This window comes from Moorella humiferrea (assembly GCF_039233145.1).
Classification (GTDB): domain Bacteria; phylum Bacillota; class DSM-521; order Neomoorellales; family Neomoorellaceae; genus Neomoorella; species Neomoorella humiferrea.
Genome location: NZ_CP136419.1, coordinates 2,029,050 through 2,041,487 on the forward strand (window position 1 = coordinate 2,029,050; position 12,438 = coordinate 2,041,487).

Here is a 12,438-nt window from a genome sequence, read left to right on the forward strand (position 1 = left end):
GCCATATTTTTTATGGTGCATTATACTGGTACTAACCAGCATACCTGGAGGTGGAGGGTGGTCGATGAAAAAAATCTTCGTTAACCTTAAGCGTTTTGAGGTACCACGACGTCTAGGAGGTATATGCTCTTTCGATAATCCTAAAAAATGGATTGAATGGGTGTTAGAGAACATAGTAAAACACGGGTTAGGAAAACTACCCAATATAAGGGTTATCTGTCTTTTACCTGAAGCCCTTATTATCAGTGCTATAGAAAAACTGGCTTCCTACCCAACAGATGAAGTGCGAAATCTGCAGGTCGGCTGCCAGGGAGTATTCCGCGAAGACATCACCCCTGGTGGTAACTTCGGCGCCTTTACTACTAATCTGCCCGCAACTGCCGCCAAAAATCTTGGTTGTACCTGGACCATCATCGGCCATTCCGAAGAACGTAAGGATAAACTAGGAATAATAGAGCGTTACGATCCTTCCTGTTGCCATAATGAAAGGTCACAGGCAAAGGCAAGACAAATTGTAAGTGGAATTATAAACGAAGAGGTCTTGTGCGCCCTCAAGGCCGGACTTAATGTATTGCTCTGTGTAGGTGAAACCGAAGAAGAAAGAGGCTACGGACCCTTTGCTGAGCAAAAGCCGCGTATTGCAGCCGTCTTAAGGTCCCAGCTTGAAATGGGTTTACAAGGCATTGAAGGTGCAATCGGCCCCCAAGAGATTGTAATCGGCTACGAACCAGTCTGGGCTATAGGCCCGGGCAAGACACCGCCGGGGAAGGAGTATATAAGTTTTGTGTCGGCAACTATAAAATCCATAGTTAAAGAAAAGTTCAATTTCGAGCCGGCTGTTGTCTACGGCGGAGGTTTGAAAGAAGAAAACGCGAAAATGATCGCCGAAATTGACACGATAGATGGCGGGCTGGTGGCTTTAACCAGATTCACCGGTGACATCGCTTTTGAGCCGGAAGGGTTGAAAAATATCATTGCCAAATACGCTACAAAGAAAGGAGCTGTCCCCCTATGCAAGAAGTCCTGATAGAATACGGCGACGGCAAGATGCCCATTGAAGTGCCTGATACGGCAACCGTTTTCCAGGTCGGACGAGATAACGTGGACCCTCCGGAAGTGGACCCGTGGGAGGCCACTCGTAAAGCTCTGGCCAACCCCTTAGGAATGCCCCCCCTTCATCGCTTAGTTAAAAAAGGTAGCAAAGTAGTTATTGCTTTCCCCGATAGGGTCAAAGGAGGCGCCCACCCCAGGGCCCACCGGCGGGTATGTATCCCCATTATAGTTGAGGAACTGAAGAAGGCCGGCGTTGAAGATAAGGACATAAAGCTCATTTGCGCCATGGGTTTGCACCGGAAAAATACCAAAGAAGAACTCTACTGGTATCTCGGCCGGGAGATTGTCGATGCCTTCTGGCCGGACCGCCTGGTTATGCACGATGCCGAAGACCCAGAAGGTATCGTCGAATACGGCTACGACGAAATGGGTAACGTCGTCAATGTCAACCGTGAGGTGGCCGAAGCCGACCTGGCCATTATGATCGGGCACGTCCAGGGAAACCCCTACGGTGGCTACAGCGGCGGCTATAAGATGTGCGTCACCGGCATAACTACCTGGCGCTCCATCCGCTGCCACCACTGTCCGGACACCATGCACCGGGATGACTTCATCCCTGTCAATACTGAAAAAAGTTTAATGCGCCGGCAGTTCGATTCCATCGGTCAGGCCATTGAAAAGGGCATGGGGAAAAAATTTTTCTGTGTCGACGCCGTCACCGGTACCAATTCCCAAGTCCTAGGGGTTTATGCCGGTGCGGCTAAAGAGGTTCAGGAAGCCAGCTGGCAGCTGGCCGAACGTCGCACCAATGTTTACCTGGACATCAAAGACAAATTTGATATTATGGTGTTTGGTTTGCCCCGTACTTTTCACTATGGACCGGGTATGGGCACCAATCCGATACTTATGCTCCAAGCCATCGGCGCTAACTTAGCCCGTAATTATGACGTCTTTAATGATGGCGGGGTTATTATAGCGGCTTCCCTCTGCGACGGCTGGTTCAACGATGAGTGGTTCCCCTCTTATCGCAAGGTATTTCACAAACTCCAGGAAGTAGCCGATTTTGCCGAAGCAGTCCGTTTCGAGGATGAAATTGCCCATGATCCGGAGTATATATATAAATATCGTTACGCTTACGGCTATCATCCTTTCCATGCCCTTTCCATGGTTTCCATGGGAGGTGTAGCCTTAAAGCACACCAGTGCCATTTTTATTCCCGGCGCCAGAAAACCGGGTTATGCCCGGGCCATGGGTTGTATCCCCACCAATACCTTTGCCGATGCTTTAAAGCAGGCGGAAAAATATGTCGGTAAAAACCCCCGCATCCTGGTACTCCCGGAAACCTTCCTGAAGGTTGCGGTACATTTAAAACGAAAATAAACCCAGAACGGCCGGTGCCGCAAAGCCCAGTAGGATGATTGGAGGCTTCCCCGTGCTTTACCCCGGCAGTGCCAAACCCTTATACGAACAGCTGAAGGCCATCCTCAAACAAAAAATTGCCAGCGGCGAATTAAAGCCCGGGGAAGCCTTGCCTGGCGAAAGACAATTAATGGATATTTATGGAGTCAGTCGGGTTACCGTTAGGCAGGCAATTGGCGAGTTGGTGAGGGAAGGATTATTATACCGCCATCATGGGAAAGGAACCTTTGTCGCCCCTAAAAGAATCGAGCGACCCCTGGCCAGGCTCCTGGGCGTGGCCGAAGAGCTGGCCCTAGAAGGCTTGGAGGTCGCAATTAAGGTTATTAAAAGAGGTATGGAAGAACCCACATCCGAGATACGCCACGAACTCCGGCTTGCCGAAAAAGAGCCGGCCTTTTGCGTCACCCGCTTAATCAACGTTGCTGGTCAGCCTTTATTGCTGGATCACAGTTATTTCCCGCAATCCATTGGTCAGCTCCTGCAAAATCTCGACCTCTCCAAAGATCTCATTTACACCCATCTGGAGCTCTACGGATATAAGATCAGCAACGGCAGGCAGAGGATTAGCGCCGGTAGGGCTTCACGGGAAGACGCCCTCCATCTCCAATACAGGCAGGGATATCCGGTATTAGTCGTCAAACGTACCACCTATGTTGAAGGGGGATTACCCATAGGTTTTTTCCATGCCGTCTACCGGGGGGATCGTTATGAATATACCGTTATCCTGCAAAGACACCCCCACAGTTAAAAAAGAATTTGTGGGGAGGTTTGAAGTTTGATCAGTCTATCCCTCATTGTTTTAATTTTTATCAGTGCAGTTTTGGCAGGAATAGTAGGTGCTCTGCTGGGTTTGGGTGGTGGTATCGTCATTATTCCCACCCTTACCCTACTCCTTAACATCGACATCCGCTATGCCATCGGCGCCAGCATCGTCTCCGTCATCGCCACATCCAGCGGCGCGGCGGCGGCCTATATCCGCGATCGTATTACCAACATCCGTATCGGAATGTTTCTAGAAATGGCGACTACCACCGGAGCCATTACCGGTGCTTATTTAGGAGGATTGATTAGTCCCCGTTATCTTTATATTATTTTTGCCGTGGTCCTGGGATACTCCACCCTGGCCATGTTTAAACGGCGTAACCAGGAACTGCCGGAAGGAATTACGCCCCATCCCTTGGCCAAAAAGTTAAAATTAGAGGGGAGTTACTACGATCAGGTTCTAAAGCGCAAGGTTGAATACACATCAACGGGGGTATACGAAGGCTTCGGCATAATGTACGGCGCGGGGGTAATTTCCGGCCTGCTGGGTATCGGTAACGGCATCTTTAAAGTAATGGCCATGGATATGTTTATGAAACTGCCCATGAAGGTATCCACAGCCACCAGCAACTTCATGATCGGTGTCACCGCCGCCGCCAGCGCCGGTATATATTTCGCCAGGGGTAATATCCACCCCGCCATTGCCGCCCCGGTAGCCCTGGGAGTAGTTATCGGTGCCACCCTGGGTACACGCCTCATGGTCCGCTTGCGCAATACTACCTTGAGGAAAATTTTTGTGCCGGTGTTGTTATACGTTTCTCTGGAAATGCTGTTAAAAGGGCTGAGGGGGTAAGAATTAATTATGGAAAAAAACGAGAGCAAAGGTTTAACGCAAGAATCCCACGCCCTCGTTGTCGAGGATGTCATTAGCCGATCTTTGCGCTGGGGAGTAGTTATTAGTGCCATAATAATAGCCGTGGGTTTGGTAATTTACTTGCTCACCGGCGACAGCGGCTACCCCGCTGGCTTCTTCCCGACCAGCATACCGCAGGTACTAAAAGATGTGGTCTATTTTAAATCCTTTGCCATCATTGACCTGGGACTATTGCTGCTCATCGCCACTCCCATTTTCCGCGTCGCCGCTTCGATTATCGCCTTTCTCTTTGATGGTGACCGCCCCTATGTTTTAATTACTACTTATGTACTGGCTATGTTAATTTTAAGCTTATTGCTGGGAAAAGCGGAATAAACCCAAAAAGCGGGAGAACAACCCCGCTTCTATTGTCCCTCTCACTCCACAATCACCCCGCTTCCCGGTCGTGGACGATTACGGTCCAGCACCACACGGTATTTATAGCGGTCTGGACGGTAGGCGTTGATGGAAAGCTCTATCGGTCTACCCCGATCGTCGTAAGCCGTCCGCTCCATTATCAATAAAGGCGTCCCCACTTTTACCTTAAGGTATTCGGCTTCCCTCTTCCCTGCTTTACCAGCGGTAATAGTTTGTTCCGCCCTGTCCAAAACCAGACCCAATTTTTCTTCCACCAATTCATACAAACCGCGATGTTCCAGGTCCTCTTCCGCCAGGCGGCTTCCATATTCATACGGCCAGTAGCTGCGCAGGTAAGTTATGGGCTGCCCGTTCATTTGCTGGATTTTTTCTATTATATAAAGGGTTTCGTCACCGAAAACGCGGAGTTCCGGTACCCTTTGCCTTTCTTTGGCAGGGTCCTTTACCGGTCCGGTAAAAATAATGCGAGCACTGGGCTCGTATCCCCTGGCTTTCATCTCTTCAAAAAAGCCGGTTAGCCTACCCAGGGTTTCTTCCACCGGTTCCCGCTTGACGAAGGTCCCCTTACCCGGCCTTCGCTCGAGCAGGCCTTCATTCACCAGGGCCGCCACGGCCCGGCGTACGGTAATGCTGCTGACACCGTACTTCTCCATGAGCTGCTTGTCGGTGGGAAAAAGATCCCCTACCCGGTACTCGCCTTCCTTGATGGCTCGGCGCAAATCGGCGCTAATCTGGTAATGTAAGGGGATCGGTTTTGTGCGATCAATGCTCACAAAGCCCACCTGCAATTCCTGCGATTATTATAAAGTTATACATATAGACATTATACCCGTATTTTTATAGCCTGGCAACAGAAAAACTGCTTTCCGGCTACAAATGCTACTGCACTTTCGACAGGGGGCGCTACAGTAATGCCTGGCAGGGTAGGCGCAGCACTACCAACCTCTCCTCCGTCATTTCCCGGATAACGTAACGCGGACCTTCTTTGCCGGTGCCGCTTTCCTTGACGCCGCCGTAAGGCATGAGGTCGGCACGGAAGGCGGAAGAATCGTTAATGATCACGCTGCCATATTCCAGTTCCAGGACGCAGCGGGTGGCCACATCCAGAGAGTTGGTGAAGACCCCGGCCTGGAGGCCGTAACGGGAGTCGTTGGCCAGGGCGATGGCCTCATCAATGGTGTCGTAGGCGATAATACTAAAAACCGGGGCAAAGATCTCTTGCGCGCACACCTTCATCGTCGGGGTTACATCAGTGAGAATAGTTGGCTCCAGCCAGGCGCCCCGGCGCCGGCCGCCCACCAGTACCCGGGCGCCGCCGGTAACGGCCTCTTCTATCCAGCTTTCCGCCCGCCGGGCTTCGGCCTCGCTGATCATGGGACCGATGTCGGTGGCCGGGTCCAGGGGATCGCCCAACTTTAAAGTGCGGGTTAGAGCAACGGCCCGCCGGCAGAATTCGTCGTAGACCCGGCGCTGGACATAGACCCGCTGGACGGAAATACAGAGCTGGCCGGCGTTGGCAAAGGCGGAACGGGTGCAGGCCTCAACCGCCAGGGAGAGGTCGGCGTCGTTGTGGACGATATTAGGTGAATTGGAGCCCAGTTCCAAGGCTACAGGCCGGAAGCCGACGCTCTTCTTTAGCCGCAGGCCCACCGCCGGGCTGCCAGTAAAACTGTAGAAGGCGATACGCTCATCTTTAGCCAGGGCGTCGCCGACCACGGCCCCGGAACCCAGGACCATATTCAGGTAACCTGCCGGCAAACCGGCGTCGGCCAGGGCCTGGCATAGTTTGGCGCCGATAATGGGAGTGGCGCTGGCCGGCTTGTAGACGACAGCATTACCGGCAGCCAGGGCCGGGCCGATTTTATGACAGGAGAGGTTCAGGGGCGCGTTAAAGGGTGTAATGGCGCAGACCACACCCCTGGGCACCCGTATTGTCCAGGCTCGGCGGTTGGCGTTACCGGGGGAACCTTCAATGGGTACAATCTCTCCCTGCAGGCGCTTGGCTTCCTCCGCCGATACCAGCAGGGTTTGGCTGGCACGCTCAACTTCTACCCGGGCCTCCTTTAAGGTTTTGCCCACTTCTTGGCTAATGGTGCGGGCTAGGTCTTCACGGCGTTCCAGCAAAAGTTCACTTGCCCTCTTTAGTATTTCATAACGGCGATAAGGTTCTATTTTCTCTCGCTGGAAGGCGTTATGGGCAGCGGTCACCGCAGCTTCTACTTCCGCTGGGCCGGCCAGGCAATACTCCGCCAGGGGTTCGCCGGTGGCCTTATTGATTACCATATCCTTTTGCTCCGTGGCCACCCACTCACCATTAATAAACAAACGGTATTCAGGAAGCATATTCATGAATCCTCCTTGTGGTTATGTTTATAAAAACATAACGTATTTTAAAGAATTTGGGGAAGGTATCTGCCCTTCCCCATTTACATTATATTTATTTTAGGGGAGGAATTGGCTTACTTAACTTCCTGCCATAGTTCAGCCAAACCGAGCTCGGCCAGCTTGGCCGCCGTAGGCCGGCCCTGGCGGTCCCAGCCCATGAGGTCGTAGTATTCGTCCAACATAGGATCTAACTCTACCAGGTGACCCTGACTGGGACCGGTGGGCATCTTTTCTTTGAGCATCCGCGATGGTAGATAGTCGTCCTTGCGGTCGAAACCTTCCCGCAGATTAAATAGGCGCTCTAAATTTGTTATTTTTTCCCCTAGACTTAAAGCACCGGTCTCGTCCAAAGATAGTCCCGTAACAGCGCGATAGAGCTCAACCTGTTCCTTCAATCCCAGGGCGAAACGCATGGAGGAACACAGGGAAAGGGAGTCGACAACCGCCATAAGAAACTGGGTTTCCCGCACCAGGGCGGCCTTGCCTTTGTATTCAAAGCGCTTACTACCGTCGCCGGCTGTCTCTGGCCCCATAGTGGGCGCGATCATATGGTGGGCTCCTTTAGGTGAAATGGCGTAACCCAAGCCCATGCCCTTGCAGCCCCGCGGTTCATAAGTGGCGAATTCCTGCCCCTTGACCTGCATGGCCAGTTCAGGTACGCCCAGCTTCTCCGCCGCCCGTTTCGCCCCTTCAGCAAAGAGGTCGCCGATACCCTCTCTGCGGGCGATCTTTTCCATTAAGGCTACCAAGGCTTCACCGTTGCCAAAATTAAGCTCCAGCCCGCCGGTGTCTTCTTTGGTAATTATTCCTTTTTCATAACACTCCATGGCTAAAGAGGCTACCGCCCCGGCGGACATGGTATCCAGACCGTAGATATCACAGATCTCCACTACCTTCACCAGGGCCTCCAGGTCGGAGACGCCGCAGTTGGCTCCCAGAAGCCCAGTCGATTCAAACTCGGGCCCTTCAATCATGGTGCCGGCGTAGGGACCGCTTCTTATTAAACTTACTTTGCCGCAGGCGATGGGACAGGCATAACAGGACATACTGCCGACGAATATTTTTTCTTTCATATTTGCCGCATTTATATTATGTCCCTCTTCAAAATATCCGGTGCTGAAGTTGCGGGTGCCCCAGTAGCCCAGGCCGTTTGTCCCGTCTACCATCTCCGGTGTGCCGTAATAACGCCGAGCCCTGGCTTTAAGATTTGCGGCCAGGATGCCGTAGACCTTTTCCGTCAGGGCTTCCAGGGCTTCCGGGTCGGCTACCTCAACGCTTCCTGTGCCGCGTACGGCTATGGCCTTTAAGTTTTTGGCACCCATCACGGCCCCGGCGCCGCCGCGGCCGAATTCCCGGTGGTAATCGCTCTGTATACATGCAAAGCGGCTTAGTTTTTCCCCGGCAGGGCCGATGCAGGCTACGCGGATGGCGTCGTCCTTTAATTCCGCCCGGATGGCGTCCTCGGTGGCATGGGTCAGTTTTCCCCACAGGTGGGAGGCATCCTTTAAAGACACCCTGTCGTCGTCAATCCACAGGTAAACCGGGCGGTCGGCCCGACCTTCAATGATAATGCCGTCATAACCAGCAAACTTCACTTCCGGCGCCAGGTGACCGCCGCACAGGGAAAAGGAATAGGTCCCGGTCAGGGGCGAACGGAAAGTCACGGTAATCTTATTGGCCCCCGGCGCCAGGGTGCCTTCCACGGGTCCAGTGAGGAAAATCAGTTTGTTGTCGGGCCCCAAAGGGTCAGTATGGGCCTTGAGTTCTTTAAGTAACAGGTAAGCTCCTACGCCGCGGGCGCCGATATAACCGGCAAATACATCATCAGGCGTCGGCTCTTTGGTAATGCTGCCACTGGTCAAATTTACCCTTAAGATCTTTCCGGCCAGCCCTTTTAAGGCCATTACTGGCAACCCCCTTCCCCTGTAGCTTTTATACCGTCCTTTGTTTCTGCCGCCATGGTGGCGACAACCGTTTCCACATAGGCGGCCCTGTGGCCCCGATCGGCTACGGCCAGGGACACGTATTCGATGGCTCCCTCGCGGCAATGGGCCACGCACTGCGGTTCACCGCCACAAAGATCGCATATGAGAACGATCCTTTTATCCTTATCGATGGCCACGGCGCCATAAGGGCAGGCGCGGACGCAGCGACGACAGCCGATGCATTTTTCTTCGTCCACTATAACGGCCCCTGTAGCAGAATCTTTTCTCAGGGCCCCCTCCCGGCAGGCGGCAATACACGGGCTTTTGGCGCACTGCATACAGGTAACCGGGATATTTAGATACTTGCTGTGCACCCTGTGGACCCGTATCCGGGATTTGGTGGGATTAACCTGTCCTTCATGCTTCCAGGAGCACCACTGCTCGCATATGCGGCATCCTACACAGCGTTCGGGATAAGTTACCAGGACGTTCATAAAACAACTCCCCTCAACTTAATTATCCAGGGGTTAAATTATATAAATTTATATTTTTATTCATTATAATATTAAACCCCGCTAATCGCAAGTAGATATTAAAATAAAAACCCGACTCTCTAGAGTCGGGTAACGGATGTACGATATTAAAGCATATGGGCAAAGCGCGCCTGGGGCGCCAGGTATTCGTTCAAGGGCCTGGGATTGCGAATCTCTTTTACCGTAAGCTCTCCATTTACGTATTCGGCCAGGGGCCACTGCCCCGTCTGGACGGCCAGGCGGGCGAGTTTTACCGTCAGGTCGCTGCGATAGCCCCAGCCCGGCGGGCAGGGGGATAATACCTGGATGTAGGCAGGTCCCTCCACTTCCATGGCCTTCTTTACCTTGGTCAGATAATCCTGGGGATAGCCGATGCTGGCCGTGGCCGCGTAGGGGATGTTATGGGCAGCGACGATGCGCAGCATATCCTTTTTGGGCCGCTCTTCGCCCCGGCCGACGCTGCCCACCGGCGTCGTCGAAGTCCTGGCTCCCAAAGGGGTTGCCCCGCTTCTCTGCACGCCGGTGTTCATATAAGCCTCATTGTCGTAGCAAATAAAGATAAAGTTGTCGCCCCGCTCCAGGGCCCCGGATAAGGCTTGAAGGCCGATATCCACGGTGCCGCCGTCACCGGCCAGGCCCACGACTTTAACTCCCTTTTTCCCCCGGCGCCTTAATCCTGCCGCCACCCCGGAAACCGCGGCCGCCGTGCTGGGAAAGGTGACGTTGACACAGGGGACTTTGAAGGCCAATTGGGGATAGAAGGTGGTCACCCCCAGCAGGCAGCTCGGCGTGGTGACGATGACCGTTTCCGGCCCCAGGACTTTTAAAGCCAGGCGGACGGCCAGAATCCCGCCGCAGCCGGCGCAGGCGTAGGAACCCTGTACCAATTCTTCTTCCGGTAATTCTCTTATTTTAATCAATATTACCTACCTCCACCTCTACTTCTGCCAGCCGCCGCCTATAATAATCGCCTCACCCTTATCCAGGCGGCGTACACCTGCCAAACATTGGCGAAAAATGCCGGCCAGGTCCTCCGGGGTGAGGTCGCGGCCACCCAGGCCGCCGATGAAGCCGGCAACCTGCGGCCTTGCCGGAAGTTCCGCCAGGGCCGCCTTTACTTCCGTGGCCAGCACCCCTTCATAACCAAAGGAACAATCCCGGTCCAGGACGGCCACCGCCTTTGCCCCCCTTAAAAGTTCTTTCAGGTCTTCGACGGGAAAAGGCCGGAAGCTCCGCAGGCGCAGGAGCCCCACCCTTTCGCCCTGCCGGCGCATAAAATCCACCACTTCCCGGGCCGTTCCCGCGGTGGCGCCCATGACCACCAGGATTACCTCGGCGTCGCTGCAGCAATAAGGATCCACCAGACCGCCGTAACTGCGCCGGAAAAGGTTGGCAAACTCCCGGTCGATTTCTTTGATAACTTCTTTAGCCTTCATCATGGACTGCTGCTGATAAAATTTAAAGGCGGGATAGACGTCGGGCCCGGCGCCGACGCCAAAGACATAGGGTCGCCCGGTATCCACCTTATATTCCGGCCGGTAGGGGGGCAGGAAGCGGTCCACGGCCTCCTGGTCCGGTACGTCCACAATTTCTTCCGTGTGGGACAGGACATAGCCGTCCAGGCAGACCATGATCGGCGTTAGCACTTCCGGATGGGCCGCGATTTTATAGGCCTGCAGGCAGGTGTCCAGGGCTTCCTGGGCCGTCTCCACATAAAGCTGGATCCAGCCCGTATCGCGGCAGGCAACGGCGTCCTGGTGATCGGCCCAGATAGTCCAGGGAGCCGCCAGGCCGCGATTGGCCACGGCCATAACCATGGGGATGCGGCATCCGCTTACATAGTGGAGCATTTCAAACATGTAGGCCAACCCCTGGGAAGAGGTGGCCGTAAAAACCCGCGTCCCCGTTACCGCCGCCCCGTAACAGGCCGCCAGGGCGGCATGTTCGGATTCCACCCTTATGTAGTCCGCCGCCATAGAACCCTCGGCTATGTATTCCGCTATTTTTTCGACAATGGTCGATTGGGGGGTGATAGGGTAGGCGGCCACCACCTCGGCGCGGGCGAGCTTCACGGCCGCCGCCACCGCCTCGTTACCGTTCAGATAGGCGCGCATCGCCGCTCCCCTCTTCCACCAGGGCCAGGGCCCCCCGCGGGCACTCCGCCACACAGATGCCGCAGCCCTTGCAAAAATCGAGATGCAGCTCCACCGTCCCTGTGCCCCTTTCAAAGCAGCCTTCCGGACAAAAGAGCCAGCAGACCAGGCAATTATTGCAGCGTTCGGGATGTAAAACCGGCCGCATCAGCCGCCAGGAAGCGGTAGTCGTGGTAAGTAAAGGTGTTGCCAGGTTGGGGCCTCTCTTTAAATCCCTTTCCTCCAGCATAAAACAAAGCCTCCCTTTTTACCCCTCGGGAAAGTCGTCCTTCCCCGAGGAGGCCGTCGCCTCCTTACCTTTGCCTTCCTTTGCCAAATCATAGGCCCGCCGGGCCAGAGCGATATTTTTGGCCGCCAGTTCCCGGGGTAGGACGTCGGCAATGGCTTTCTCCACTGCCTCCAGGGAAAGGAGGTCCGTGGCCCCAGCCAGAGCCGCCACCATGGCCGTATTTACCAGGGGAACCCCCAGCACCTCACGGGCCAGGCGGGTGGCGTCCAGGAAAAAGACCCGGGCTCCCGGCGGCAGGCTGAGTTCCAACTCCCGGCCGCTGTTGATGAGAACCGCGCCTGCAGACGTCAGCCCGGCGAAAATATCTACGCTGTCCAGCAGGGTGGCGTCCAATACCACCACGTAATCAGGGTTGTAAATCTGGCTGCGGCCGCGGATGGGTCGATCATCCAGGCGGGTAAATGCCGTTACCGGGGCGCCCCGCCTTTCCGTGCCGAAGGATGGGAAAGACTGGGCGTACCACTTGCCGTAAACGGCCGCCGCCAGGCCGAAGATACGCGCCGCGGTGACGGCGCCCTGGCCGCCGCGGCCATGCCAGCGAACCTGCAACATTTTATTACCTCCCACTTCATATTTTACCACCAGGTAATATCAGTAGCAAGTAATATTTGTCAATAAAAAAGGCCAC

Annotated in this window: 13 protein-coding genes; 5 read left to right on the plus strand and 8 right to left on the minus strand. The window is 54.4% G+C overall.

What is annotated here, in order from left to right; translation table 11 throughout:
* The first annotated feature begins 64 nt into the window (after positions 1 to 64).
* From MHFGQ_RS10585 to MHFGQ_RS10605, 5 genes are read left to right on the plus strand one after another with little or no spacing between them, the layout of a single operon-like run.
* On the plus strand, positions 65 to 1,027 hold the full coding sequence (locus MHFGQ_RS10585; protein WP_106006583.1) for a triose-phosphate isomerase family protein: 963 nt from the start codon (positions 65 to 67) through the stop codon (positions 1,025 to 1,027).
* Positions 1,012 to 2,433 carry a lactate racemase domain-containing protein gene (locus tag MHFGQ_RS10590; protein ID WP_106006582.1) on the plus strand — a complete coding sequence of 474 codons (1,422 nt, stop codon included), beginning with the start codon at positions 1,012 to 1,014 and terminating at the stop codon, positions 2,431 to 2,433. Before MHFGQ_RS10585 ends, MHFGQ_RS10590 begins: the two co-directional genes overlap by 16 nt.
* A gap of 52 nt (positions 2,434 to 2,485) precedes the next feature.
* Positions 2,486 to 3,220: a GntR family transcriptional regulator gene (locus MHFGQ_RS10595; protein WP_170066425.1), complete on the plus strand. Its 735-nt coding sequence runs from the start codon at positions 2,486 to 2,488 to the stop codon at positions 3,218 to 3,220.
* A 27-nt stretch (positions 3,221 to 3,247) separates the two neighbouring features.
* Positions 3,248 to 4,087: a sulfite exporter TauE/SafE family protein gene (locus MHFGQ_RS10600; RefSeq protein ID WP_106006580.1), complete on the plus strand. Its 840-nt coding sequence runs from the start codon at positions 3,248 to 3,250 to the stop codon at positions 4,085 to 4,087.
* 9 nt (positions 4,088 to 4,096) lie between these two features.
* Complete coding sequence (locus MHFGQ_RS10605) at positions 4,097 to 4,483, plus strand: DUF1634 domain-containing protein (protein WP_106006579.1); 387 nt, start codon at positions 4,097 to 4,099, stop codon at positions 4,481 to 4,483.
* Between the two features lie 41 nt (positions 4,484 to 4,524).
* Here the strand turns inward: MHFGQ_RS10605 and MHFGQ_RS10610 are convergent, their stop codons facing one another.
* The 8 genes from MHFGQ_RS10610 to MHFGQ_RS10645 all read right to left on the minus strand — a co-directional run bounded on the left by MHFGQ_RS10610 (position 4,525) and on the right by MHFGQ_RS10645 (position 12,362).
* Entirely contained in the window at positions 4,525 to 5,298 is a 774-nt protein-coding gene (locus tag MHFGQ_RS10610) for a GntR family transcriptional regulator (RefSeq protein WP_106006578.1), read from the minus strand.
* A gap of 130 nt (positions 5,299 to 5,428) precedes the next feature.
* The gene (locus tag MHFGQ_RS10615; protein WP_106006623.1) at positions 5,429 to 6,868 is read right to left on the minus strand and encodes an aldehyde dehydrogenase family protein; all 1,440 of its coding nucleotides are present in this window, start codon (positions 6,866 to 6,868) and stop codon (positions 5,429 to 5,431) included.
* 116 nt (positions 6,869 to 6,984) lie between these two features.
* A complete protein-coding gene (locus MHFGQ_RS10620; protein WP_343105504.1) occupies positions 6,985 to 8,814 on the minus strand; it encodes an aldehyde ferredoxin oxidoreductase family protein in 1,830 nt (609 codons plus the stop codon).
* Positions 8,814 to 9,329 (minus strand): 4Fe-4S dicluster domain-containing protein, encoded by a 516-nt coding sequence (locus MHFGQ_RS10625; RefSeq protein WP_106005596.1) that lies wholly within the window; start codon positions 9,327 to 9,329, stop codon positions 8,814 to 8,816. The genes MHFGQ_RS10620 and MHFGQ_RS10625 overlap by 1 nt, the downstream gene beginning before the upstream one ends.
* 146 nt (positions 9,330 to 9,475) lie before the next feature.
* Positions 9,476 to 10,288, minus strand: a complete 813-nt coding sequence (locus MHFGQ_RS10630; RefSeq protein WP_106005221.1) for a thiamine pyrophosphate-dependent enzyme — start codon at positions 10,286 to 10,288, stop codon at positions 9,476 to 9,478.
* Between the two features lie 18 nt (positions 10,289 to 10,306).
* Entirely contained in the window at positions 10,307 to 11,482 is a 1,176-nt protein-coding gene (porA, locus tag MHFGQ_RS10635; RefSeq protein WP_106005227.1) for a pyruvate ferredoxin oxidoreductase, read from the minus strand.
* The gene (locus MHFGQ_RS10640; RefSeq protein WP_106005220.1) at positions 11,460 to 11,750 is read right to left on the minus strand and encodes a 4Fe-4S binding protein; all 291 of its coding nucleotides are present in this window, start codon (positions 11,748 to 11,750) and stop codon (positions 11,460 to 11,462) included. The genes porA and MHFGQ_RS10640 overlap by 23 nt, the downstream gene beginning before the upstream one ends.
* A gap of 18 nt (positions 11,751 to 11,768) precedes the next feature.
* The gene (locus MHFGQ_RS10645) at positions 11,769 to 12,362 is read right to left on the minus strand and encodes a 2-oxoacid:acceptor oxidoreductase family protein (RefSeq protein ID WP_106005219.1); all 594 of its coding nucleotides are present in this window, start codon (positions 12,360 to 12,362) and stop codon (positions 11,769 to 11,771) included.
* Positions 12,363 to 12,438 lie beyond the last annotated feature (76 nt).

What these genes read in the sequence shown, in the direction of transcription:
- MHFGQ_RS10615 (WP_106006623.1), bottom strand. Translation starts at nt 6,868, where the DNA reads ATGCTTCCTGAATACCGTTTGTTTATTAATGGTGAGTGGGTGGCCACG.
- MHFGQ_RS10625 (WP_106005596.1), bottom strand. Translation starts at nt 9,329, where the DNA reads ATGAACGTCCTGGTAACTTATCCCGAACGCTGTGTAGGATGCCGCATA.
- MHFGQ_RS10640 (WP_106005220.1), bottom strand. Translation starts at nt 11,750, where the DNA reads ATGCTGGAGGAAAGGGATTTAAAGAGAGGCCCCAACCTGGCAACACCT.
- MHFGQ_RS10620 (WP_343105504.1), bottom strand. Translation starts at nt 8,814, where the DNA reads ATGGCCTTAAAAGGGCTGGCCGGAAAGATCTTAAGGGTAAATTTGACC.
- MHFGQ_RS10645 (WP_106005219.1), bottom strand. Translation starts at nt 12,362, where the DNA reads ATGTTGCAGGTTCGCTGGCATGGCCGCGGCGGCCAGGGCGCCGTCACC.
- MHFGQ_RS10605 (WP_106006579.1), top strand. Translation starts at nt 4,097, where the DNA reads ATGGAAAAAAACGAGAGCAAAGGTTTAACGCAAGAATCCCACGCCCTC.
- porA (WP_106005227.1), bottom strand. Translation starts at nt 11,482, where the DNA reads ATGCGCGCCTATCTGAACGGTAACGAGGCGGTGGCGGCGGCCGTGAAG.
- MHFGQ_RS10590 (WP_106006582.1), top strand. Translation starts at nt 1,012, where the DNA reads ATGCAAGAAGTCCTGATAGAATACGGCGACGGCAAGATGCCCATTGAA.
- MHFGQ_RS10585 (WP_106006583.1), top strand. Translation starts at nt 65, where the DNA reads ATGAAAAAAATCTTCGTTAACCTTAAGCGTTTTGAGGTACCACGACGT.